The organism is Streptococcus oralis SK610 (assembly GCF_000257455.1).
GTDB classification, from domain to species: domain Bacteria; phylum Bacillota; class Bacilli; order Lactobacillales; family Streptococcaceae; genus Streptococcus; species Streptococcus oralis_CB.
The window spans coordinates 107,807-133,871 of sequence record NZ_AJKQ01000026.1 but is presented as its reverse complement, the minus strand read 5'-3'; the positions used below and the strand labels follow the sequence as shown (position 1 = coordinate 133,871).

12 protein-coding genes are annotated in these 26,065 nt (G+C 40.2%); all 12 read left to right on the top strand.

Annotation, left to right across the window (positions count from 1 at the left end; genetic code table 11):
• Nucleotides 1-183: 183 nt before the first annotated feature.
• The 12 genes from HMPREF1115_RS10385 to pgdA all read left to right on the top strand — a co-directional run bounded on the left by HMPREF1115_RS10385 (nt 184) and on the right by pgdA (nt 26,041).
• On the top strand, nt 184-7,293 hold the full coding sequence (locus tag HMPREF1115_RS10385; RefSeq protein ID WP_001042483.1) for an SIALI-17 repeat-containing surface protein: 7,110 nt from the start codon (nt 184-186) through the stop codon (nt 7,291-7,293).
• 239 nt (nt 7,294-7,532) lie between these two features.
• Nucleotides 7,533-8,354: a hypothetical protein gene (locus HMPREF1115_RS10380; protein WP_000601053.1), complete on the top strand. Its 822-nt coding sequence runs from the start codon at nt 7,533-7,535 to the stop codon at nt 8,352-8,354.
• 14 nt (nt 8,355-8,368) lie between these two features.
• Entirely contained in the window at nt 8,369-9,220 is an 852-nt protein-coding gene (locus HMPREF1115_RS10375; RefSeq protein WP_000863011.1) for an NAD(P)H-hydrate dehydratase, read from the top strand.
• Between the two features lie 199 nt (nt 9,221-9,419).
• On the top strand, nt 9,420-11,909 hold the full coding sequence (locus tag HMPREF1115_RS10370) for a bifunctional DnaQ family exonuclease/ATP-dependent helicase (protein WP_025171019.1): 2,490 nt from the start codon (nt 9,420-9,422) through the stop codon (nt 11,907-11,909).
• 5 nt (nt 11,910-11,914) lie between these two features.
• On the top strand, nt 11,915-13,138 hold the full coding sequence (locus tag HMPREF1115_RS10365) for an FtsW/RodA/SpoVE family cell cycle protein (protein ID WP_000830424.1): 1,224 nt from the start codon (nt 11,915-11,917) through the stop codon (nt 13,136-13,138).
• 10 nt (nt 13,139-13,148) lie between these two features.
• Nucleotides 13,149-13,703, top strand: coding sequence for a DJ-1 family glyoxalase III (locus HMPREF1115_RS10360; RefSeq protein WP_001140918.1), 555 nt, complete (start codon nt 13,149-13,151; stop codon nt 13,701-13,703).
• 373 nt (nt 13,704-14,076) lie between these two features.
• Nucleotides 14,077-14,940, top strand: a complete 864-nt coding sequence (locus HMPREF1115_RS10355) for a helix-turn-helix domain-containing protein (protein ID WP_000894363.1) — start codon at nt 14,077-14,079, stop codon at nt 14,938-14,940.
• An 86-nt stretch (nt 14,941-15,026) separates the two neighbouring features.
• Nucleotides 15,027-19,754: a glycoside hydrolase family 70 protein gene (locus HMPREF1115_RS10350; protein WP_000970254.1), complete on the top strand. Its 4,728-nt coding sequence runs from the start codon at nt 15,027-15,029 to the stop codon at nt 19,752-19,754.
• Nucleotides 19,755-20,214: 460 nt separating this feature from the next.
• Nucleotides 20,215-20,778: an HAD-IA family hydrolase gene (locus HMPREF1115_RS10345; RefSeq protein ID WP_025171018.1), complete on the top strand. Its 564-nt coding sequence runs from the start codon at nt 20,215-20,217 to the stop codon at nt 20,776-20,778.
• 13 nt (nt 20,779-20,791) lie between these two features.
• Nucleotides 20,792-22,738 carry a DNA topoisomerase (ATP-hydrolyzing) subunit B gene (gene gyrB / locus HMPREF1115_RS10340; RefSeq protein ID WP_000134073.1) on the top strand — a complete coding sequence of 649 codons (1,947 nt, stop codon included), beginning with the start codon at nt 20,792-20,794 and terminating at the stop codon, nt 22,736-22,738.
• Nucleotides 22,739-22,818: 80 nt separating this feature from the next.
• Nucleotides 22,819-24,546, top strand: coding sequence for a septation ring formation regulator EzrA (gene ezrA / locus HMPREF1115_RS10335; RefSeq protein ID WP_000064798.1), 1,728 nt, complete (start codon nt 22,819-22,821; stop codon nt 24,544-24,546).
• Between the two features lie 103 nt (nt 24,547-24,649).
• Nucleotides 24,650-26,041 carry a peptidoglycan-N-acetylglucosamine deacetylase PgdA gene (gene pgdA, locus HMPREF1115_RS10330; protein ID WP_025171017.1) on the top strand — a complete coding sequence of 464 codons (1,392 nt, stop codon included), beginning with the start codon at nt 24,650-24,652 and terminating at the stop codon, nt 26,039-26,041.
• Nucleotides 26,042-26,065: the final 24 nt, after the last annotated feature.

The window sequence follows — 26,065 nt, the reverse complement described above, 5'->3', positions numbered from 1 at the left end:
TTATATATCATTTTATTGGGTTAAATTAATGGAAAATAATTGCAATTTAAGGTGCCTTTTGATATATTTAATATATAAAATACATTATAAAACTTGGTACTTGTTTGTGTATTCAGAAGGAGGTTATTTTTTAAAATAAAGTAAACGCTTACTTTGTATCAAGAAAAAGAAATGAGGATTTTAATGAACAAAAGACTTTTTGATAAACGTTGTCATTATAGCATTCGTAAATTTGCAATAGGTGCGGCATCTGTAATGATTGGGGCTAGTATATTTGGTATTTCTGCTGTACAAGCTGAGGAGGTGGATTCATCCAATGCTAAAACAGAAGAAACAACTGTTCATCAAGCTCAACCTTTAGATAAGCTTCCCGATGATGTGGTAGCTGCTATTGCAAAGGCTGATGAGAATGGTGGGCGTGAGTTTGTAAAACCAAAAGCTGAATCGGCAGAAGACAAAGTGACTAAGGATACAGAACCTACTACACCTACTAACGAGAGTAGTCGTGAATTGGTTAGTCCTAAAGGGGAAACTCCAAATAAAGTAGAAGAAGGAACTAAGGTTGAGGACAAACAGAAATCTGAAGAGGCAAAGCCAAAGCCTGTTGAATCTGCAGTAAAAGCTGGAACAGAAGTAAAAGAGGATTCTAAAAAAACTTCTGAAAAGGACCAAGTGAAAGCAGACACAGAGATCAAATCTTCTTCTGAAAAATCGCAAGTGCTGTCTAGAGAGTCAAACAAAGCCGAAGTTGAAAAGGAAAAACAGCTATTATCGGAACGAAAACAAGATTTTAATAAAGATTGGTATTTTAAACTAAATGCCCAAGGAGATTTTTCAAAAAAAGATGTGGATGTTCATGATTGGTCTAAATTGAATCTTCCTCATGATTGGAGTATTTATTTTGACTTTGATCACAAATCTCCCGCGCGTAATGAGGGTGGCCAGTTAAATGGTGGAACAGCTTGGTATCGTAAGACTTTCACATTAAATGAAGCTGACAAGAATAAGGATGTTCGTATCAATTTTGATGGGGTTTACATGGATTCAAAAGTCTATGTAAATGGTAAATTTGTCGGACATTATCCAAGTGGCTATAATCATTTTTCATATGATATCACAGAATTTTTAAACAAGGATGGTAGTGAAAATTCAATTACTGTTCAAGTGACCAATAAGCAACCAAGTAGTCGTTGGTATTCAGGAAGTGGGATTTATCGTGATGTAACCCTTAGTTATCGTGATAAAGTCCATGTTGCCGAAAATGGTAATCATATCACTACTCCAAAACTTGCTGAGCAAAAAGAAGGGAATGTTGAAACACAGGTTCAAAGTAAGATTAAAAATACGGATAAGAAGGCTGCTAAAGTCTTTGTGGAACAACAAATTTTTACTAAGGAAGGTAAGGTTGTTTCAGAATTAGTCCGCTCTGAAACGAAGAATTTAGCAGAAAATGAAACTGCAGATTTCAGACAAACAATCCTAGTTAATAAACCAACTCTTTGGACGACAAAAAGTTATCATCCTCAACTGTATGTGTTGAAAACAAAGGTTTATAAAGAAGGTCAACTAGTTGATGTAACAGAAGATACATTTGGTTACCGTTATTTCAATTGGACTGCTGAGGAAGGTTTCTCTCTGAATGGTGAACGCATGAAATTCCACGGAGTAAGTATTCACCATGACAATGGAGCCTTGGGGGCAGAAGAGAATTATAAGGCTACCTATCGTAAATTAAAACTCTTGAAAGATATGGGGGTTAACTCTATTCGAACAACCCACAATCCAGCGAGTCCTCAGTTGCTTGATGCTGCAGCTAGTTTAGGTCTCTTGGTTCAAGAGGAAGCTTTTGATACTTGGTATGGTGGCAAGAAGACTTACGACTATGGACGGTTCTTTGATCAAGATGCAACTCATCCGGAGGCTAAGAAGGGTGAGAAGTGGTCTGATTTTGATCTCAGAACAATGGTAGAACGTGATAAGAACAATCCGTCTATCGTCATGTGGTCTCTTGGAAATGAGGTAGAGGAGGCAAATGGTAGTCCTCGTTCTATCGAGACAGCTAAACGTCTGAAGGCTATTATCAAGGCGATTGATACTGAACGTTATGTCACCATGGGTGAAAATAAATTTAGTCGTGCAGCGACAGGTGATTTCTTGAAACTCGCAGAAATCATGGATGCTGTCGGTATGAACTATGGTGAACGTTTTTATGATGCGGTTCGTAGTGCTCATCCAGACTGGCTCATTTATGGTTCTGAAACCTCTTCAGCTACTAGAACGCGTGATTCTTATTATAACCCTGCTCAAATCCTTGGACATGACAATCGTCCAAATCGTCACTATGAACAATCTGACTATGGTAATGACCGTGTTGGATGGGGAAGAACAGCTACTGAATCATGGACTTTTGACCGTGATCGTGCTGGCTATGCTGGACAATTTATCTGGACAGGAATTGACTATATTGGAGAACCGACTCCATGGCATAACCAAGATAGTACACCTGTCAAGAGCTCTTACTTTGGTATTATTGATACAGCTGGTTTACCAAAGAATGATTTCTACCTTTACCGTAGTGAATGGTATAGTGCTAAAGAAAAGCCAACTGTTCGCATTTTACCACATTGGAACTGGACTGAAGAGACCCTTAAGGAACGCAAGATGCTGGTTGATGGAAAGGTTCCGGTTCGTACCTTCTCAAATGCTGCAAGCGTCGAATTGTTCTTAAATGGAGAGTCACTTGGTAAAAAGGAATTTACTAAGAAAACGACAGAAGATGGACGTCCATATCATGAGGGGGCTAAACCAAGTGAATTGTATCTTGAGTGGCTTGTGAAATACCAACCAGGTACACTGACTGCGATTGCTCGAGATGAAAATGGGAATGAAATTGCGCGTGATAGTGTGACAACTGCTGGGGAGCCAGCAAGAGTTCGTCTGACTAAAGAAGAGCATGTTATCACTGCAGATGGAAAAGACCTATCCTACATCCATTACGAAATTGTTGATGGTGATGGGAATGTGGTTCCAACAGCTAACAATCTTGTTCATTTCAATCTTCATGGTCAGGGACAAATCGTTGGTGTGGATAATGGAGAACAAGCTAGTCGTGAACGCTACAAAGCTCAAGCAGATGGAACATGGCAAAGACGTGCTTTCAATGGTAAAGGGGTTGTCATTGTAAAATCAACAGAAAAAGAAGGTAAATTTACTCTTTATGCAGATTCTGCTGGTTTAACTTCTGATAGCGCAACAGTCGCAACTGTGTCTGGTAAGAAAGAAAACCGTCACTTTGTAGCCTTTGCTCCTGTAAAAGCAACAACTGACGTGACAACAAATCCTGAATTGCCTCAAACAGTAACAGCTATTTATAGCGATGGTAGTGTTGAGGAAAAGACTGTAACATGGGACGTGCCATCAGACTTGCTTACAAGTGCAGGTGAAAAGAAAGTCTCTGGACGAGTGGAAGGTTTGGAAACCCCAGCTGAGGCACTTGTTAAAGTGATTGCTTTAGATAGATGGTTACCAAAAGTTGCTACAGTCCCAGTTGGAACGAATGCTGCTGATTTGGATAAAACGGTCACTGCTGTTCTGACAGATGGTAGCTTGATTGATACTGATGTTGTTTCTTGGACCTTGAAAGACCCTGCTGCTTTGAACAAGGAAGGTGGACGTACGGAGGCTACTGGTAAATTGGTAGATGACGACCGTGAAGTGACTGCAACCTTTATCGCAAGAAGTAAGGAAACAACAAGTAGCATTACAGGACTTACTGTTGGGGATAAAGCTCTTGAGAATTTTGAGTCTGGCAAGACCTATTACCGTGTATCTCTTCCTTACACTGGAACAATTCCAAGTGTTGGAGCTCAGAGTACCGGATATCAAGTAACTGTTCAGCAAGCTTCTGCTGATAATGGTTATCAGGCTTCTCTCTTCTTGAGTGACCAAAAGGGTGACTTGGTTCAAACTTACTTAATTCAGTTTGTGAAGGAAGCTCCTGCTTTGAAACGTTTGGAAGTGGTTGTAGAAGGAAAAGAAACTGCCACTGAAGATCAAGTATTAACTTATCACGTCATTGGTCGTTATGAGGATGGTTCACAAACAGAATTTTCGGCTTCAGATATTCACTTAGAAGCTAAATCATCTGATGGGGGACATCTTGAGGTGAATGGTCAGAATCTATTGCTCTATACTAAGGGAAGAGTGACTTTGACACCTCGAATCGATAATCAAACAGAGAAAACAGAATCTTTAACTACTGAAGTAGTGATTAAAGAAAATAAAGTTAACAAGAAGATTGTGAAACTGCATCCTGTATCTGTTTCTACAGACATCAATCAGCAACCGAATCTACCTAAAGAAGTTGGAGCAGAATTTGATAAGGGCTTACCACGCAAAGTATCTGTAACTTGGGATAAGGTAGATGAAAAAGAGTTGGGGCACTATCATAGCTTTACGCTTAAAGGACATGTGGAAGGTACAGATATCGAAGCACAAGCGACTGTAACGGTTGAAGGATTGCAAGTTTCAGAGGAAATCAGCCTCACAGTACCTAAGGGTGAGACGGTTCAATTGCCAGCCAATGTCCGGACTTACCATTCTAACGGAACAACTATCTACAAAGATGTTGTTTGGGATCAGGTTCCAGCTAACTTTAGTCAAACTGAAGGGGTCTATGAAATCAATGGTCGTTTAGTAGGTAGCAATCTGACAACTAAAGCTCATGTTCGAGTGTCTAGTCAAGTGGTTGCTGGAAATAATATCTCTAAACAATGGACAGGTTCACAATTACCAGCTGCCATTGTATCCAATACAGGTGGAGATGATTCAGCCAATACCTTGAACGACTTGACTGTATCAAGAACGCCATCAGATACTAAAAATAGATGGACAACTTGGAGAACAAATACTGATAATGACTGGGCTTCTATCTTATTTGGTAATTCAGGAGACTTGACGAAACGTTTTGTCAACAATTTGTCGGTTGATTTCTATACTGATGGAGCAATTGGTCTTCCAAAAGAATATGTAGTTGAATATTATGTAGGTAAAGAAATTCCTGATTTACCAAGTGATGTCAGTCATGCGCAACGAGCTAGCAATCATCCATTTAACAATCCAGACAATTGGAAAGCAGTTGAAAACTTACATGCTCCAAGTCAGCTATCTGCAACTCAAACAAATCACTTCACATTTGACAAGGTAGAAACCTATGCTGTTCGTATTCGTATGAAGAAGGCTGATGGAACTTCAGGTGTTGGTCTGACAGAGCTAACTGTCCTTGGAAACAAGGTAGTAAGCTCTACAAGTTCAGAGATTTCTATCAAGGTAGATGGCAAGGATCTTGAACACTTTAATCCATCTAAGACCGATTACTATATTCCTCAATCTAGCAAAGAAATCACTGCAACAGCTAGCAATAATGGTTTGGTAACAGTTGTTCCTGCAACCAGTCCAAAAGGTGCAACACGTCTCATCTTAAAAGCAGAAGATGGTACGGTATTGAAAGAATATAGAATCTTCCGCAATGATGAGAGAGAAACTAGTCAACCTCTTGCTGCAGAAAATAGTGCTAAAATCTTGAATGTTGGAGATGCTCTTCAACTTCCTTCAGAAGTCACTGTTTATTACCCAACTTCAACTACTTGGACTACAGATAAACTGGCAGTGAAATGGGATGCTATTCCTGAACATGCAACAGAGCATGAGGGAACATTTGAAATTACCGGTCATGTCATTGGTACAAATCTAACGACTAAAATGCAGGTGACAGTTGTTTCTAAAGGAAATCAAGTCATTTCAGAAAATCCAAGCAACAATGAAACGGATTCTAAAGCCTTTGCTTCGACAACGAACGATACACAAGCAGCTTCACATGATCGAATTTTCTATATCAATGATGGAAAATACAATGAAGATGGACGTTGGACAAACTGGTCTCGTACTCCGAAAAATGAAGAAACTTCTGTCGGACTACTCTTTAAGAAGGACGGTAAAATTGCCACCCAATCTATTGGAAAAGTAGCTATTCAGTTCTTTAAAGATAGTGGAACAGATGCCCCAGAGAAAATGGTTCTAGAAAGATATATTGGCCCTGCCTTTACAGAACCAAGTACGATTTCTCGTTATGAAGAAAATGCTGACCATCCATTCAACAAGGCAGAAAATTGGGCACCTATTCCTTACAAAGCTTCTGGAGAATTAGTAGCTGGTAAACCAATCGAGTTTAATTTTGATCCGGTTCAAACGACAGCAATTCGTGCTCGCATGACTCGTAAGGCTACTACCAATGGTCTTGCACTTGTAGAATTTACAGCCTACTCTGCAGGCAAGGGAGCAGAAGTGGAAACACCATCAGCGACTATTTCGATCGACGGAAAAGCATTGGAAAACTTTGATCCAAATGTGACAGATTACACTCTAACAACAATGGGTTCAAAACCAAAAGTCACTGCAACAACTAGTGGACATGGAGTAGTTACAGTTGTGGATTCTGGAAATGCCAATCTTCCAACACTGGTTCGTCTTGTTTCCAAAGATGGAAATCTGGTGAAAGAATATCGTTTACACTTTAAGTCTACCTTCCAAACAACACCAACAGAAGGCGTTAAGAACTTAGTAGTAGAAACTCCAAGTTTGGAAATTGAAAAGACTCCGCTTCCGTTTAAAGAAGTTATTCGTGAAAACCCTGAACTTGCTCAAGGTCAACGTCGTATCGTTTCTGAAGGACAAGATGGAGAAAAAGTTGACTATATTCAAGTTTTGGGTACTACTAGAAGTCTTGTTCATTCTGAAGAAAGAAAGGCTCAGGATCGCATTGTTGAAGTAGGAGTGAAAGCATCTATTTCAAGTAGTAAAGGCGAGGAGCCTGCTCTAGTCAATGAAGTTCCAGAATTCAAAGGAGGTGCTAACTTTGTAGAAGCAGCAGTAAATGAAGTTCCAGAATACACAGGAATTCTAGCCACAGTAGGAGATCAAGCAGTACCAAGTGTTGAGAAACCTGAATTTAAGGGTGGCGTTAATGCTGTAATGGCTCTAGAACATAAACTTCCAGAGTACCGTGGTATTCTAGCTACAGTAGGTAATCAACCAGCACCGACAGTAGAAAAACCAGAGTTTAAACTAAGTTCGTTAGAAAAAGTTCAGACTCCAGAAACACCAGTTCAAGTTGCTAAGGAAGACAAGAGATTGCCAGAAACTGGTGAAAAACAGTCAGAAACAGCTGTTTTCTTGGCAGGTGTTACCTTGGCCTTGTCAGCAGCTTTATTAACTGCAAAACTCAAAGAAGATTAGTCTCAGCGTCTAATGACATCCTATTTGTAGATATTAGTCGATGATTAAAAATTGGTTTCTTTTTCAACTATTGTAAGTTGATGGCATCTAAAAACTGGAGAAGACAATCATGGTCTTCTCCAGTTTTATATAGGTGTAAGCAAGAGAGGTGAATTGTACCCCAAAAGTTAGACAGAAAAATAGTAATCCAAATTGCAAGGTGTGTACCTTTTTGTTGTATAATGGAGTGAGGTGATTAGATGATTTTAAAAATTTATAATGGGGAATATAGTTTACAATGGGATGGAATATACTACTTAGCACTAATTGATTATCCAAATATTCAAGAGTGGGAATTAGAAAAAATTGCTAAATTTATAGCTTACGAAAAACTTCATAAACGTCAAACAAGTATTGAGTGTGCTGATTCTTGTTTAAAAGAAGAAATTTTAGATTACATCTGTCAGCATCTCTTTCTTCCACCATTTATCCCTACAGATAAAAGAGTAGCTTCGACTTATGATCTACATAAGAAGTTAGTGACTTCAGACTACTGTAGTCATACTACGACTATAGATGCAGCGATTTCTATTTTTAAAACAGGCCAGCTCTTATCTGCTGTAAAAGCTTTTGGGAAAGGTGCTGAGGAGTTGGTTTTGGATAGTCGAAATGCTGCATCTGATCCGAAAGATTATTTTGACTATGTCATGTTAGGATGGTCAAATACAAGTTCTGGTTATCGATTGGCGATGGAGCGTTTATTAGATCGAGCTCCTTCAGAGGAAGAATTACAAGACAAGTTTATTCCTGGAGTAAGTTTTCATTTTATCTATACAGATTTGATTAAAGTTCCTGGTTATATTTTTGATGGTTACCATGTTGCAAAAATTAAGGACATGCTTAATTTATTAAGTGAGTTGTATATTTGCATTATTCCAACTCATAATAAGTGCCAATTTGAAAATATTATTCCAACTAAAATACAAGATAGGGTGCATTATCTTGACTATGCTGGAGAAGACTTAGAAGAGTGGACTAAGAAAGTCTATCAAGTTGTTTTAAAACAATCAGATAAAGGATAGTTGAGGAAAAATCGATGAAAGTGATTGATCAAGCTTTACTAGAAAAAGTCATTATTGAACGTTCTCGTACCAGCCATAAAGGAGACTATGGCCGTCTGCTCTTGCTGGGAGGGACCTATCCTTATGGGGGAGCTATCATCATGTCAGCCATTGCAGCTGTCAAAAGTGGGGCAGGGTTGGTGACTGTTGGCACGGATAAGGAAAATATTCCGGCTCTGCACAGTCATTTACCTGAGGCCATGGCATTTTCTCTTCAAGACCAGCAATTGTTAAAAGAGCAGTTGGAAAAGGCAGAAGTTGTCTTGCTAGGTCCGGGTTTGCGAGAGGATGCATTTGGAGAAGAACTCGTAAAACGGGTCTTTGACAGCCTTAGAAAAGACCAGATTTTGATTGCAGACGGCGGTGCTTTGGGCATCTTAGCAAAAGGCCAGTTACCATTTCCTTCCAGTCAGCTCATCCTAACTCCCCACCAAAAGGAATGGGAAAGACTGTCTGGTATAGTTCTTGACCATCAAAATAAAGAGACGACTGCTAGTGCTCTTTCAGCGTTTCCTCAAGGGACGATTTTAGTTGAGAAAGGTCCAGCGACTCGTATCTGGCAAGCAGGGCAGCCTGAATATTATCAATTAGAAGTCGGAGGCCCTTATCAAGCAACTGGTGGGATGGGAGATACACTTGCTGGGATGATTGCAGGTTTTGCAGGTCAGTTTCATCAAGTCAGTCTCTATGAGAGAGTGGTGGTAGCGACCTATCTTCATTCAGCTATCGCGCAAGAACTTGCTCAAGAAAACTACCTTGTCTTGCCAACAGAAATTAGCAAGACTCTTCCGAAAACAATGAAAATAATATCTCAAAAAGGCAGCTAATACCTTAGTTGTCTTTTTGTATTGATGTAACTATCCTGTTAAGTTTTTCAAATACCTCAGAACTGGCAAGTAACTGCTGAACTTGCCAGAAATTCTCACTTTTTAAATATGGATTTTTACTCAAACTCGCAAGTAAAGCGAGATTGTTCTTAAAGTTGAGGGGTGTCAAATCATGCTTTTTTTGATATAATTTTTAATGATGAATGCGAGAAATGATCGGTATGTGGTCGTTGATTTAGAGGCGACTAGCACCGGAAGCAAGGCAAAAATTATTCAAGTAGGCATTGTGGTGATTGAGAATGGTGAAATCATCGATCAGTATGCGACCGATGTCAATCCCCACGAACCTTTGGATTCTCATATCAAAGAATTAACGGGTCTGACCGATCAGCGTTTGGCTGCGGCACCAGAGTTTTCTCAGGTGGCTGGAAAAATTTTTGAATTGGTTAAGGACGGTATTTTTGTTGCGCACAATGTACAGTTTGATGCCAACCTTCTTGCAGAATTTCTCTTTTTTGAAGGATATGAATTGCGTACACCGCGGGTGGATACAGTTGAGCTTGCCCAAGTTCTATATCCTCAGTTTGAAAAGTATAACTTAGGTATCCTTTGTCAAGAGTTGGGCATTGAGCTGGAACATGCCCATACTGCCCTGTCGGATGCTCAAGCAACAGCTGAACTCTTGCTTTACATGCGTCAAAAACTTTTTGAGCTACCTAAAGGGCTCTTAGAAAGCTTATTAAACCTTGCAGACAACCTTCTCTATGAAAGTTATCTGGTGATTGAGGAGGCCTATCAGCAACAATCTCTCTTGTCTTCGCCAGACTTGATGGAACTTCATGGGCTTTTCTTGAGAAAGGAAAGTCAAGCCTTAGTCCCACGAAAGTTATCCAAAGACTTTGCTAAAAACATTTCTTTATTGGGGCTGGAGGAGCGTCCACAACAACTGGAATTTGCGGAGAAGATTGAGCAATTATTGGAAGAACACCAGACATCCTTTATCCAAGCTCAAACGGGACTGGGCAAGACTTATGGTTATCTCCTCCCTGCTTTGAACTTGGAGAGTCAAGCAGGTATCCTAGTGAGCGTTCCGACCAAAATTCTTCAAAATCAAATCATGCAAGAAGAAGGTCAGCGCTTAAAAGAGGTCTTCCATCTGGAAATTCATAGTCTCAAGGGTCCTCAAAATTACTTGAAACTGGATGCCTTTCACCGAGTCCTCCATCGACCGGAGTCCAATCGCCTTTTCACACGTTTTAAAATGCAACTGCTTATCTGGCTAACGGAGACAGAGACAGGTGACTTGGACGAAATCGGGCAGCTTTATCGCTACCAGCACTTTCTGCCAGAACTAGTCCACGATGGCAAGTTTTCAAAGAAAAGTTTATTTGCCACAGAGGATTTTTGGAAACGAGGGCAGGAAAAGGCCAAAACCAGTCGTGTTCTTCTGACCAATCATGCCTATCTGGTCACTCGTTTGGAAGACAATCCAGAGTTTGTCGACAACCGTTTGATGATCTTGGATGAAGCTCAAAAAATACTGCTAGCTCTCGAAAATTTAGCCCAGCAGGCTTATCTCCTTGAGGACCTTGTAATTCAAATTGATAAGTCCATAGAGTCAGTGGAGGATTTGGTTCAGAAGCGTTTGCTTGAGAGTATTGGCTTTGAATGTCGTTACTTGATAGAGCACTATCAGTCAGGTCTTAAGAATGGAAAGTGGTTGGTTTCTCTTGAACAGTTGCGACAGCATTTTTCGGAGCTAGCTCTCCCAGAGTATAGAGAGATTGCAAACTTTTTCACCTCGGACCGTGAATTTTGGCTTGTTACAGCAGAAAAATCGAGCAAGGATATCCTGATTTGTTCAAGCAAAAAAGGTCGCTTTATACTAGCAGATTTATTGCCAGAAGACTGCAGGTTCCTAGGAGTATCGGCCACTCTTGAAATCAGCAATCGGGTTTCCCTAGCAGATCTATTGGGCTTTCCAGATGCTCCGCTTGTTAGGCTTGATGTAGCAAAACAGGAGCAACAAGAAGTCTTTCTAATTGATGACTTTCCTCTTGTGACGGAAGTTTCACCTTTTGACTATGCTAGTGAAGTAGCTTCTGTTATCCGAGGTTTACAAGCCTTCCAAGAACCCTTATTGGTTTTGTTTACCTCAAAAGAAATGCTGCTGGCAGTTTCGGACCTGCTCGACCAACCGCATCTAGCTCAGTATAAAAATGGGGAACCAAGCCAACTGAAAAAACGTTTTGAAAAAGGTGAACGCCAGATCTTGCTTGGAACAGGCAGTTTCTGGGAAGGGGTTGATTTTTCAACCCATCCTTGTGTAATTCAAGTGATTCCGAGATTGCCTTTCCAAAACCCCCAAGAGCCTTTAACCAAAAAATTAAACCAAGAACTGCGTCAAGAAGGGAAGAATCCTTTCTATGATTATCAGTTACCGATGGCGATCATTCGACTAAAACAAGCCCTGGGCCGTACTGTTAGACGATCTAATCAAGGTTCGGTTGCTCTAATCTTAGACAGTCGTGTCGTCAGCAAGCGTTACGGCAAACAAATCGCTCAGGCCTTGTCAAAAGAAAGGGCTGTTCAGGTTCTTTCTAGAGAACAGCTAGAGCCTGCTGTAGCTGATTTTCTCCAATCTCGTCGCAATAGAATGAAAGAAAAATCCAAGAAAGAGAAAAGGTAAAAAATATGAAACGTTCCTTCGACTCTCGAGTCGATTATAGCCTCCTCCTACCAGTGTTTAGTTTACTGGTGATTGGAGTAGTGGCCATTTATATAGCAGTTAGTCATGACTATCCAAATAATGTATTACCAATTCTAGGTCAGCAAATCGCTTGGATTGCCTTGGGGCTTGTCATTGGATTTGTGGTCATGTTCTTTAATACCGAGTTTTTATGGAAGGTGACTCCCTATCTTTATGGTCTAGGGCTAGCTTTGATGGTCCTACCTCTTGTTTTCTACAATCCAAATCTTGTAGCGTCAACAGGTGCCAAGAACTGGGTATCGATTGGTGGAACGACACTTTTCCAGCCATCGGAATTCATGAAGATTTCCTATATCTTGATGTTGGCTCGAGCCATTGTAAGATTCACTCAAAAACACAAGGAATGGCGACGGACTATTCCCTTGGATTTCCTATTGATTGGTTGGATGATCGCCTTTACTATACCAGTCTTGATCCTCTTAGCCCTACAAAGTGATCTGGGGACTGCCTTGGTCTTTGTAGCTATTTTTTCCGGTATGGTTCTCCTTTCAGGTGTTTCGTGGAAGATTATCATTCCGGTCTTTGCGACAGGAGTGACTGCAGTTGCAGGCTTCATGGCCATCTTTATAAGCAAGGATGGACGTGCCTTCTTGCATCAGATTGGGATGCCAACTTACCAGATCAACCGCATCTTGGCTTGGCTCAATCCCTTTGACTTTGCGCAAACAACGACTTACCAACAGGCGCAGGGACAAATTGCGATTGGAAGTGGTGGCTTGTTTGGACAAGGTTTTAATGTGTCCAATCTCCTCATTCCAGTACGTGAAAGTGATATGATTTTTACGGTGATTGCTGAAGATTTTGGCTTCATTGGTTCGGTCTTTGTCGTTGCCTTGTACTTACTTCTCATCTATCGGATGTTGAAGATTACTCTCAGGTCAAATAACCAGTTCTACACCTACATTTCGACTGGTTTTATCATGATGTTGCTCTTCCATATCTTTGAAAATATCGGTGCCGTGACAGGCTTACTTCCTTTGACAGGGATTCCTCTGCCATTTATTTCTCAAGGGGGCTCCGCAATTATTAGTAACCTCATCGGTGTTGGTCTCCTCTTGTCTATGAGTTACCAGACCAATCTAGCAGAAGAGAAAAGTGGAATAGTTCCATTCAAACGAAAGAAAGTCGTCCTAAAACAAATCAAATAAGGAGGCCACTATGGCAAAAGTTGCAGTTATCTTAGCAAATGGCTTTGAAGAAATCGAAGCCTTGACAGTAATCGATGTCTTGCGTCGAGCAAACATTTCCTGTGATATGGTAGGATTTGAGGAGCAGGTGACGGGATCACATGACATTCGGGTAACAGCCGACCGTATCTTTGATGGTGATTTGTCTGACTATGACTTGGTAGTTCTTCCAGGTGGCATGCCAGGATCAGCTCACCTACGGGATAATCCAGCCCTCATTTCTGAGATTAAAGCCTTTGATCAAGCTGGAAAGAAAATTGCAGCTATCTGTGCAGCTCCAATCGCTCTCCATCAAGCAGGTGTCCTGAAAGACAAGCACTTTACTTGTTATGACGGAGTTCAGGAGCAAATTACTGACGGAATTTATCAAAAACAAACAGTGGTTGTAGATGGTAATCTAACAACTAGCCGAGGACCGTCAACCGCACTTGCCTTTGCCTATGAATTGGTAGAGCAATTGGGAGGAGATGCTGAAAGTTTACGAGACGGCATGCTCTATCGGGATGTCTTTGGAAATCAACAGTAAGACGAGAGTTCGGCTCTCGTTTTTTTATTTACTCCATTTCTAAAAAATGTTTCATATGATTGTCCTGTGCTTGTATATCAATCTTTTATAAATCAACCAAGATTCGTTTAACATAAGAAGGAAATCTATCTCTAGAAATGTTAGTGTTTTCAAGTTGTTAGATAGAATACTTCAGATTGTTACTGAAATCAATAGTTTCATGAAAAAGATATAATATTCAATAAATGCTATATTAAAATGCTTTATCATGCGAATTAATCTGCTTGTATTAATTTGAAATATAAAGTACTTTCTCTGTAATATAATTGAAACGTGTTACTAGTATATTAAAATTAGTAAGAATTTTTTGCATATACGAAACTGGGGGAGTGATATGTTGGAAACTTTCGGAAAAATATTCAAAGTCATTAGAGAATCAAAAAAAATGTCCCTGAAAGAGGTGGCTGCTGGTGATATTTCCGTGGCTCAGCTATCCCGTTTTGAACGGGGAGTCAATGGGATCACACTTGATTCTTTTTATTGTTGTTTAAAAAATATGGCTGTTTCCCTAGAGGAGTTTCAGTATGTTTACCATAATTACATTGATTCAGATGATGTGCTGTTCTCAAAAAAAGTAGCTGATGCATATCAGGAAAACAATGTTGTCAAGCTCCAGAATATTTTGTCTAGCTCAGAAGCTTTGACCGAACAGTTTCCTGAGAAGAAAAACTATAAACTCAATACGATCATTGTCAGAGCTCTTCTGTCTTCCTGTTGCCCAGATTTTCAGATTAGCAAGAAGGATATAGAATTTCTGACGGATCATCTCTTTTCTGTTGAGGAGTGGGGGCGTTATGAACTCTGGCTCTTTACAAACAGTGTTGATTTGATGACCTTGGAAACGCTGGAAACCTTCGCTAGTGAGATGATCAATCGTACCCAGTTTTATAACAACCTACCTGAAAATCGCCGCCGTATTATCAAGATGCTACTTAATGTCATTAGCGTCTGTATAGAAGGAAACCATCTGCTAGTTGCTATGAGGTTTCTCAATTATCTCGATCACTCTAAAATTCCTGAAACAGATCTATATGATCGAACGCTGATTAAGTATCATAGGGCTCTGTATGCCTACAAGGTTGGGAATACTAATGCTCTCAGTGACATCGAGCAATGCCTATCTTTTTTTGAATTTTTAGATTCCTTTGGTGTTGCCCAAAAGCTTAAAGAACAGTTTGAAAGAATTTGCCTTTTATAGTTGTAGATGTGCAACAAAAAATGATCATTTTGAAAAATATACTAGAATAAGGGCATAACTTTATACTAAATTCAGAAGGAGGCTTTATGATGGAGAAAAAGATTCATTATAAGATGCATAAAGTTAAGAAAAACTGGGTAGCCATTGCTTTGACTACCTTGGCCCTTATTGTAGCACCAAAGGTACTTGGTCTAGAACCAGGCGTTGTCCATGCGGATGATGTAAAGCAGGTTGTAGTTCAAGAACCTGCTACAGTTCAGACTAGTGGTCTGGGTCAGCAAACTCCAGCCCAAGCTAACGTAGCTTCTGAGAAAGAAGCAGAAAAAGCAACCCCTGCAGACAAGGTGACAGGCGATGTTGCTGCTAGTGAAAAACCTGCTAAACCAGCAGAAAATACGGAAGCAACAGTTCAAACCAATGCTCAAGAGCCTGCTAAACCAGCAGATACGAAAGAAGCATCTACAGAAAAGGCTGCTGTTGCTGAAGAAGTTAAAGCTGCTAATGCAATCACAGAAACTCCTAAAACAGAAGTAGCAGAGCAGAATAAACAAGCAGGGCCAACAACTGCCCAAGACCAAGAAGGCGACAAACGAGAAAAATCGGCTGTTGAAGACAAGATTGTTGCAAATCCAAAGGTTGCAAAGAAAGATCGCTTGCCTGAACCTACTCAAAAACAAGGAGCAGTAGCTGAAAGAATGGTGGCAGATCAGGCTCAACCTGCACCTGTAAATGCTGACCACGATGATAATGTCCTATCTCACATCAAGACCATTGATGGTAAAAATTACTATGTTCAGGACGATGGTACAGTTAAAAAGAATTTTGCAGTTGAACTTAATGGGAGAATACTTTATTTTGATGCAGAAACTGGTGCCTTAGTTGATTCAAACGAATATCAGTTCCAACAAGGAACCAGCAGTCTCAATAATGAATTCTCCCAAAAGAATGCTTTCTATGGTACGACTGACAAGGATATTGAAACTGTAGACGGTTATTTGACAGCAGATAGCTGGTATCGTCCAAAGTTCATCTTAAAAGATGGAAAAACATGGACGGCATCGACAGAAACAGACTTACGTCCTCTTTTGATGGCTTGGTGGCCTGATAAACGTACTCAGATTAATTACCTCAACTATATGAATCAGCAAGGTCTGGGAGCAGGTGCTTTTGAAAACAAAGTGGAACAAGCTCTCCTGACAGGTGCTTCTCAGCAGGTTCAGCGCAAAATTGAGGAAAAAATTGGTAAAGAAGGCGATACCAAATGGTTGAGAACGCTGATGGGTGCCTTTGTCAAAACCCAGCCAAACTGGAATATCAAGTCAGAGTCTGAAACAACTGGTACTAAAAAGGACCACTTGCAGGGTGGAGCTTTGCTTTATACTAATAATGAGAAGAGCTCTCATGCTGACTCTAAGTTCCGTCTGCTTAACCGTACCCCTACTAGTCAAACAGGGACACCTAAGTACTTTATTGACAAGTCAAACGGTGGTTATGAGTTCTTGCTCGCTAACGACTTTGACAACTCTAATCCAGCTGTTCAAGCCGAACAACTCAACTGGTTGCATTTTATGATGAACTTTGGAAGCATCGTAGCCAATGATCCGACTGCTAATTTTGATGGAGTTCGTGTCGATGCGGTGGACAATGTCAACGCAGACTTGCTCCAAATCGCATCTGACTACTTCAAGTCTCGCTACAAGGTAGGAGAAAGTGAAGAAGAAGCTATCAAGCATTTGTCTATCTTGGAAGCTTGGTCTGATAACGATCCTGACTACAACAAAGATACTAAAGGTGCTCAACTAGCAATTGACAACAAGCTACGCTTGTCCTTGCTTTATTCATTCATGCGTAATCTATCTATCCGTAGCGGAGTAGAGCCAACGATTACAAATAGTCTAAATGACCGTTCTTCTGAAAAGAAAAATGGCGAACGAATGGCTAACTATATCTTTGTGCGGGCTCATGACAGTGAAGTACAAACCGTTATTGCCGACATCATCCGGGAAAATATCAATCCAAATACGGATGGTTTGACCTTTACTATGGATGAACTCAAGCAAGCCTTCAAGATCTACAACGAAGATATGCGCAAGGCAGACAAGAAGTATACGCAGTTCAACATCCCAACTGCTCATGCTCTCATGCTCTCCAATAAAGACTCTATCACTCGGGTCTACTATGGTGATCTCTATACCGATGATGGTCAATACATGGAGAAAAAATCTCCTTACCACGACGCTATCGATGCCTTGTTGCGTGCTCGTATTAAGTATGTAGCAGGTGGACAAGACATGAAAGTCACATATATGGGTGTCCCTCGTGAGGCTGATAAATGGTCTTACAATGGTATTTTGACTTCTGTGCGCTACGGTACTGGTGCCAATGAAGCAACAGATGAAGGAACAGCAGAAACTCGTACTCAAGGGATGGCTGTTATTGCTTCAAACAACCCTAACCTCAAGTTAAATGTATGGGATAAACTGCAAGTCAATATGGGAGCAGCCCACAAGAATCAATACTATCGCCCTGTGCTTTTGACGACCAAAGATGGTATTTCCCGCTATCTAACTGACGAAGAAGTGCCGCAATCGCTCTGGAAGAAGACAGATGCTAATGGTATTTTGACCTTTGATATGAATGATATTGCAGGCTACAGCAATGTACAGGTTTCTGGATATCTGGCTGTTTGGGTACCAGTTGGCGCTAAGGCAGATCAGGATGCTCGTACAACAGCAAGCAAGAAGAAAAACGCTAGTGGTCAAGTTTATGAATCTAGCGCAGCTCTTGATTCTCAGTTGATTTACGAAGGCTTCTCTAACTTCCAAGACTTTGCAACCCGCGATGACCAATATACCAATAAAGTCATTGCTAAAAATGTCAACCTCTTCAAGGAATGGGGAGTAACTTCATTTGAGCTACCACCTCAGTATGTATCTAGCCAAGACGGTACTTTCTTAGATTCTATCATTCAGAATGGTTATGCCTTTGAAGACCGCTACGATATGGCGATGAGCAAGAACAATAAATATGGTTCTTTAAAAGATTTGCTCAATGCTCTCCGTGCTCTTCACAGTGTCAATATCCAAGCCATCGCGGACTGGGTACCAGACCAAATCTATAACCTACCAGGCAAGGAAGTGGTAACAGCAACACGTGTCAATAACTATGGAACCTACCGTGAAGGTTCAGAAATCAAGGAAAAACTCTATGTAGCTAATAGTAAGACCAATGGGACTGATTTCCAAGGTAAATACGGTGGAGCTTACTTGGATGAGCTTAAAGCTAAATATCCAGAGATCTTTGAACGAGTACAGATTTCCAATGGTCAAAAGATGACAACAGATGAGAAGATTACCAAGTGGTCGGCTAAGTACTTCAATGGTACCAATATCTTAGGTCGTGGTGCTTACTATGTTCTTAAAGACTGGGCTAGCAACGACTATCTCACTAACAGAAATGGCGAGATAGTATTGCCTAAGCAATTAGTTAATAAGAATGCTTACACAGGATTTGTTAGTGATGCCAATGGTACTAAGTTCTATTCAACTAGTGGTTATCAAGCTAAAAATTCCTTTATCCAAGATGAAAATGGAAATTGGTATTACTTCGATAAACGAGGCTATCTTGTAACAGGTGCTCATGAAATTGATGGCAAGCACGTTTATTTCTTGAAGAATGGTATTCAACTTCGTGATTCTATCCGTGAAGATGAAAATGGTAATCAGTACTACTATGATCAAACTGGTGCCCAAGTTCTCAACCGTTACTACACTACTGATGGTCAAAACTGGCGTTACTTTGATGCCAAGGGCGTTATGGCTCGAGGTCTTGTCAAGATAGGAGATGGACAGCAATTCTTTGATGAAAACGGCTATCAGGTTAAGGGCAAGATTGTGAGTGCTAAAGATGGCAAACTTCGTTACTTTGACAAGGATTCAGGAAATGCTGTTATCAATCGTTTTGCTCAAGGTGATAACCCAAGTGATTGGTACTATTTCGGAGCAGATGGAGTTGCAGTGACAGGTCTTCAAAAGATTGGTCAACAAACACTTTACTTTGACCAAGATGGCAAGCAAGTCAAGGGTAAAATCGTGACACTTTCAGATAAGAGTATCCGTTACTTTGATGCCAACTCAGGAGAAATGGCGGTCGGCAAGTTTGCTGAAGGTGCCAAGAACGAATGGTATTACTTAGACAAAACTGGTAAAGCAGTGACAGGTCTTCAAAAGATTGGCAAACAAACACTTTACTTTGACCAAGATGGTAAGCAAGTCAAGGGTAAAGTAGTAACTTTGGCTGATAAATCCATCCGTTACTTTGATGCCAACTCAGGAGAAATGGCAGTCGGCAAGTTTGCAGAAGGTGCCAAGAACGAATGGTATTACTTTGACCAAACTGGAAAAGCAGTGACAGGCCTTCAAAAGATTGGCAAACAAACACTTTACTTCGACCAAGATGGCAAGCAAGTCAAGGGTAAAATCGTGACACTTTCAGATAAGAGTATCCGTTATTTTGATGCTAACTCAGGAGAGATGGCAACCGACAAGTTTGTCGAAGGTTCCCCAAATGAGTGGTACTATTTTGATCAAACTGGAAAAGCAGTGACAGGCTTGCAGCAGGTTGGTCAACAGACTCTCTATTTCACGAAAGACGGCAAGCAAGTCAAAGGAAAAGTTGTTGATGTGAATGGAGTTAGTCGATATTTCGATGCCAATTCAGGGGATATGGCTCGAAGCAAATGGATTCAACTTGAAGATGGAAGTTGGATGTATTTTGACCGCGATGGTAGAGGTCAAAACTTCGGAAGAAACTAATCGAATGTAGCTCAACAAAAATCAAACTTTATCTGATGATATACAAAAACGATAACACCTTAAAAGGATGTTATCGTTTTTTGCCTGTTTGGAGAATAAATGACAATTGAAAAGAAAGATGGAATCATTGGAAACTGAAATGAATTAACAAGAGATTCCATATTGGAATAATCTTTTTCTGCACTCTATTGTGGCATTCAAAGCAATGAGGATTCTATTTTTAAAGTTTTGAAATCCAAAAGCGTTTCGTTTGCGAACAATGACGCGGTTGTTAGTAGTTTCTATTTTTTAATTTGTACATTTGAGATAGGAAAGATTTTGCTTGATTATTCATAGAGGAGCTATTCTTCACAAAAAGGCTCCATCGATGCAATAGTGTTTTACTCTATATAGAAATTATAGAGCCGAAAAATCTAGGAAATCATCGCTTTTTTCATAAAAAAATGGTATAATGAAGGGTATGAAATATCACGACTATATATGGGATTTAGGTGGTACCCTATTGGATAATTATGAGACTTCTACTGCAGCCTTTGTAGAAACCTTAGCCCAATATGGAATAGAGCAAGAACACGACCGTGTCTACGAAGCCTTGAAGGTTTCGACAGCTTTTGCCATCGAGAAGTTTGCACCAGATATCGAGGATTTTTTAGAGAACTACAAAGAAAATGAAGCGCGTGAGCTAGAACATCCAGTTTTGTTTGAGGGAATTCCAGAATTACTCAAAGACATTTCGGACAAGGGTGGTCGTCATTTCTTGGTTTCTCATCGAAATGACCAAGTGCTAGAACTTCTTGCCAAGACCCAGATAGCCAACTACTTCACCGAGGTGGTGACTGCTAGTTCTGGCTTTAAACGAAAACCAGATCCTGAGTCCATGATTTATTTACGTGATAAATATCATATTACATCTGGTTTGGTCATTGGTGACAGAAATATTGATATAGAAGCAGGTAAAGCTGCTGGCTTAGATGCCTATCTTTTTAATAACGTTGCGACATTGAGACAAGCAATAGACATGTAAGAAAAGGGAAAAAATGACAGAAGAAATCAAAAATCAACAGGCACAGGATTATGATGCCAGTCAAATTCAAGTTTTAGAGGGACTTGAAGCTGTTCGTATGCGTCCAGGTATGTATATTGGATCGACTTCAAAAGAAGGTCTTCACCATCTAGTATGGGAAATCGTTGATAACTCAATTGACGAAGCCTTAGCTGGATTTGCCAGTCACATCCAAGTCTTTATAGAGCCTGATAATTCCATCACCGTTGTGGATGATGGGCGTGGAATTCCTGTTGATATTCAGGAAAAGACAGGACGTCCTGCTGTTGAGACCGTCTTTACAGTCCTTCATGCTGGAGGAAAATTCGGCGGTGGCGGATACAAGGTCTCAGGTGGATTGCACGGTGTAGGTTCATCAGTAGTAAACGCTCTTTCAACACAACTAGATGTCCATGTTCACAAAAACGGCAAAATTCATTACCAAGAATACCGTCGTGGTCATGTAGTTGCTGATCTTGAGGTGGTTGGAGATACGGATAAAACTGGAACAACAGTTCACTTCACACCAGATCCAGAGATTTTTACAGAAACAACAACTTTTGACTTTGAAAAATTAAACAAACGTATTCAAGAATTAGCCTTTTTGAACCGAGGACTTCGAATTTCAATTACAGACAAGCGTGAAGGTCTCGAACAAACCAAGCATTATCACTATGAAGGTGGGATTGCTAGCTACGTTGAGTATATCAACGAAAATAAGGATGTTATCTTTGACAAACCAATCTATACAGATGGTGAAATGGATGATATCACAGTTGAAGTAGCCATGCAGTACACAACCGGTTACCACGAAAACGTCATGAGTTTCGCCAATAACATTCACACCCATGAAGGTGGTACGCATGAGCAAGGTTTCCGTACAGCACTGACGCGTGTTATCAACGATTATGCCCGCAAGAATAAACTGCTAAAAGACAATGAAGACAACCTGACAGGGGAAGATGTTCGTGAAGGTTTGACTGCTGTTATCTCAGTCAAGCACCCAAATCCGCAGTTTGAAGGACAAACCAAGACCAAACTGGGAAATAGCGAAGTGGTTAAGATTACCAACCGCCTCTTTAGCGATGCCTTTTCTGATTTCCTCATGGAGAATCCGCAGATTGCCAAGCGCATCGTGGAAAAAGGGATTTTGGCTGCCAAGGCTCGTGTAGCTGCTAAGCGTGCGCGTGAAGTCACTCGCAAGAAATCTGGCTTGGAAATTTCCAATCTTCCTGGGAAATTAGCAGACTGTTCTTCAAATAACCCTGCTGAAACCGAACTCTTTATCGTTGAGGGAGACTCAGCTGGTGGATCAGCTAAATCTGGTCGTAACCGTGAATTCCAAGCTATCTTGCCAATTCGTGGTAAGATTTTGAACGTTGAAAAAGCCAGCATGGATAAAATTCTTGCCAACGAAGAAATTCGGAGCCTTTTCACAGCCATGGGAACAGGCTTTGGGGCAGAATTTGATGTCACTAAGGCTCGTTACCAAAAACTCGTTTTGATGACCGATGCCGATGTTGATGGAGCACACATTCGAACCCTCTTACTGACTCTGATTTACCGCTATATGAAACCAATTCTAGAAGCTGGATATGTCTACATTGCCCAACCTCCAATTTACGGAGTAAAAGTTGGAAGTGAGATTAAAGAATACATCCAGCCAGGTGCGGATCAAGAAATTAAACTCCAAGAAGCCTTAGCACGTCACAGTGAAGGGCGTTCAAAACCAACCATCCAACGTTATAAAGGTTTAGGAGAAATGGATGACCACCAATTGTGGGAAACAACCATGGATCCAGAACATCGCTTGATGGCGCGTGTTTCGGTAGATGATGCTGCCGAAGCAGATAAGATTTTTGATATGTTGATGGGGGATCGAGTAGAACCTCGTCGCGAATTTATCGAAGAAAACGCTGTTTACAGTACACTTGACGTCTAAAAAATGTGGGAAATAGTTCCCTTGGTTTAAAAAATATGATATAATCATTACGATTGTTTCTAGTATAAAAGGAGTTTGATATGTCTAATGGACAACTAATTTATCTAATGGTTGCGATTGCAGTCATTCTGATCTTAGCTTATGTAATAGCCATCTTTTTACGTAAGCGTAATGTAAGCAGATTAACGGCCCTTGAAGAAAGAAAAGAAGAACTCTACAACCTTCCTGTAAATGATGAGGTTGAAGCCGTTAAAAACATGCACTTGATTGGTCAAAGTCAGGTGACCTTCCGTGAATGGAATCAAAAATGGGTTGATTTATCTCTGAACTCATTTGCTGATATTGAAAATCACCTCTTTGAAGCTGAAAGCTACAATAATTCTTTCCGTTTTTTCAAAGCTGCTCACAAGATTGATCAAATTGAAAGCCAAATTGGCTTGATTGAAGAAGATATTGCAGCTATTCGCAATGCCCTTTCTGAACTTGAAAAACAAGAATCTAAGAATAGTGGCCGTGTCCTTCATGCTTTGGACTTGTTTGAATCCCTTCAACATACCGTTGCAGAAGATTCGGAGAAATATGGGAAGGCCCTTCCTGAGATTGAGAAACAATTGGAAAACATCCAATCGGAATTCTCTCAATTTGTTACCCTAAATTCATCAGGTGACCCAGTTGAAGCGGCAGCAATTCTTGATTCAACTGAAAATCATATTCTCGCTTTGACACACATCGTTGAGCGAATTCCAGCTCTTGTTGAAACCTTGACAAAGGAACTGCCAGAACAATTGGCAGATTTGGAAGAAGGTTATCGCAAGCTGTTGGATGCCAACTACCACTTTACAGAAACAGATATTGAATCCCGTTTCCAACTTTTGCATGAGTCTTTGAAAAATAATCAAGAAAATATTCGTCAGTTGGAATTGGACAATGCAGAGTATGAAAATAATCGCATCCAAGAAGAAATCAACGCACTTTATGATATCTTCACTCGTGAAATTGCAGCTCAAAAAGTAGTTGAAAGTCTTCTTGTTACATTACCAACTTATCTCAACCACTTGAAAGAAAATAATCAGGTGCTTGTTCAAGACCTTGAACGCTTGACTAAAACCTACCTTCTTCCTGAAAGTGATGGTAATCATGTTCGTCGTCTTCAAGCAGAATTGGCTGCACTTGATACGGCAATCATGGAAGTGACAGAGGATCAAGGTGAGTCAACACAAGCCTACTCTGCTCTTGAAGAACAGTTGGAAATGCTTCAAAGCAACCTCAAGGATATAGAGGATGAGCAAATCTCTGTTAGCGAACGACTTGCGCAAATTGAAAAAGACGACCTCAATGCTCGCCAAAAAGCAAATGTCTATGTGAACCGTTTGCATACTATCAAACGTTACATGGAGAAGAGAAACTTGCCAGGTATTCCTCAAAGTTTCTTGAAACTTTTCTTTACTGCAAGTCATAACACAGAAGATCTGATGGCAGAGTTAGAACAACCACAAGTGAATATTGAATCGGTTAAACGAATTCTTGAAATTGCAACAAATGATATGGAAGCACTTGAAACAGAAACCTATGATATCGTTCAATATGCAACCTTGACGGAGCAACTCTTGCAATACTCAAACCGTTACCGTTCATTCGATGAGCGTATCCAAGAGGCATTCAACGAAGCGCTTGAAATTTTTGAAAAAGAGTTTGACTATCAGGCATCATTTGAAAAAATTTCACAAGCCTTGGAAGTTGCTGAACCAGGGGTTACAAACCGTTTTGTAACTTCATATGAGAAAACACGTGAAGCGATTCGTTTTTAAAAATAGAAGCTTAGAAGATTTCTAAGCTTTTTTATTTTCCTAAAAAAAGACAGAATCCCTGTTTATCATTGAAATAATAGCCTCGATTTGATATGATGGAAATATGAAAAAAAATAGAGCGAAACGTGTTTCTCACGATAAAACGAGAAGGCTATTGCTTTCCCTTGTTGGAATCTTTGGAATTGCTACGATTCTATTAGGGAGTGCTATTGGTTATAAGCTACTACAAAAGCAATCTTACGAACAAAAAATTGAAGCGCTAAAAAGCGAAAAGGACCAGCAATTCAACTCAGGTAGTCAGAAGGACCATTTCCGAAAAGGTCAAGCTGAGGTGATTGCCTACTACCCTCTTCAAGGAGAGGAAGTCATTGCGTCTGTTAGAGAAAAAATCAACCAGGATATTAAAGAAAAGCTGGAAGATAAAGAGGACTTGGTCTTTTATTATACCGAGCAGTTGGATCCTGTCTTAAAGGGAGTTGTTGCTCGTAATATCAGCAAGCAAGTCTACGATTTGTCTGCATCAAAGGTTGAAGAAAAAGAAAAGACTTCCTTAGGGAAAATTTTCTTGACCGAAGATGGGAAAGATTTTGACCTCAGTAAACTCTTCAAAGATGCAAGCAAGGCTAAGGAACTCTTACTGACTCAAATCAAATCAACTCTAGAAGATAAGAAACTTGACCAGGCAAAAATTGATCAAGTTATAAAGAGCTTCACAGACCAAGAATTGGCATCATGGAGCTTTGATTATAAGGATAGTCAAATCATCCTTTATCCTGCTAATGCTGGAGAGACTGTTGAGGAAATTGCTTTGCCCATATCCAGTTTCTTTGATGTCATTGAGTCTTCTTATCTATTAGAAAAGGATGCTGAACTTTACCAAGCATACTTTGCTAAGAAAAATAAAAAAGTTGTAGCCTTGACCTTTGACGATGGTCCAAATCCAACTACAACCACGCAGGCTTTGGATACTTTAGCTAAATATGGTGTAAAAGCAACCTTCTTTGTACTTGGTAAAAACATTGCAGGTAATGAAAATCTTCTAAAACGAATGAAATCAGAGGGTCATGTTGTAGGAAACCACAGCTGGAGTCACCCCGTTCTTTCACAACTTTCGCTCGAAGATGCTAAAAAACAAATCACTGATACAGAAGATTTGTTAACTCAAGTTTTAGGATCGAGCTCTAAACTGATGCGCCCACCTTATGGTGCCATCACTGATGATATTCGAAATGGCCTTGATTTAAGCTTCATCATGTGGGATGTGGATAGTTTGGACTGGAAGAGTAAAAATGAGACAGCCATTTTGACAGAGATTCAACGTCAGGTTCGCAATGGTTCTATCATCCTCATGCATGATATCCATGGTCCTTCAGTTAATTCTCTACCAAGTGTTATTGAGTATTTAAAGGGTGAAGGGTATACATTTGTGACCGTTCCTGAATTGCTCAATTCTCGCTTAAAAGCTCACGAGATCTATTACGATCGTGATCAATAATTGTTAAAATCTAAAGGGGCAAGT

What these genes read in the sequence shown, in the direction of transcription:
- HMPREF1115_RS10385 (WP_001042483.1), top strand. Translation starts at nt 184, where the DNA reads ATGAACAAAAGACTTTTTGATAAACGTTGTCATTATAGCATTCGTAAA.
- HMPREF1115_RS10380 (WP_000601053.1), top strand. Translation starts at nt 7,533, where the DNA reads ATGATTTTAAAAATTTATAATGGGGAATATAGTTTACAATGGGATGGA.
- HMPREF1115_RS10375 (WP_000863011.1), top strand. Translation starts at nt 8,369, where the DNA reads ATGAAAGTGATTGATCAAGCTTTACTAGAAAAAGTCATTATTGAACGT.
- HMPREF1115_RS10370 (WP_025171019.1), top strand. Translation starts at nt 9,420, where the DNA reads ATGAATGCGAGAAATGATCGGTATGTGGTCGTTGATTTAGAGGCGACT.
- HMPREF1115_RS10365 (WP_000830424.1), top strand. Translation starts at nt 11,915, where the DNA reads ATGAAACGTTCCTTCGACTCTCGAGTCGATTATAGCCTCCTCCTACCA.
- HMPREF1115_RS10360 (WP_001140918.1), top strand. Translation starts at nt 13,149, where the DNA reads ATGGCAAAAGTTGCAGTTATCTTAGCAAATGGCTTTGAAGAAATCGAA.
- HMPREF1115_RS10355 (WP_000894363.1), top strand. Translation starts at nt 14,077, where the DNA reads ATGTTGGAAACTTTCGGAAAAATATTCAAAGTCATTAGAGAATCAAAA.
- HMPREF1115_RS10350 (WP_000970254.1), top strand. Translation starts at nt 15,027, where the DNA reads ATGATGGAGAAAAAGATTCATTATAAGATGCATAAAGTTAAGAAAAAC.
- HMPREF1115_RS10345 (WP_025171018.1), top strand. Translation starts at nt 20,215, where the DNA reads ATGAAATATCACGACTATATATGGGATTTAGGTGGTACCCTATTGGAT.
- gyrB (WP_000134073.1), top strand. Translation starts at nt 20,792, where the DNA reads ATGACAGAAGAAATCAAAAATCAACAGGCACAGGATTATGATGCCAGT.
- ezrA (WP_000064798.1), top strand. Translation starts at nt 22,819, where the DNA reads ATGTCTAATGGACAACTAATTTATCTAATGGTTGCGATTGCAGTCATT.
- pgdA (WP_025171017.1), top strand. Translation starts at nt 24,650, where the DNA reads ATGAAAAAAAATAGAGCGAAACGTGTTTCTCACGATAAAACGAGAAGG.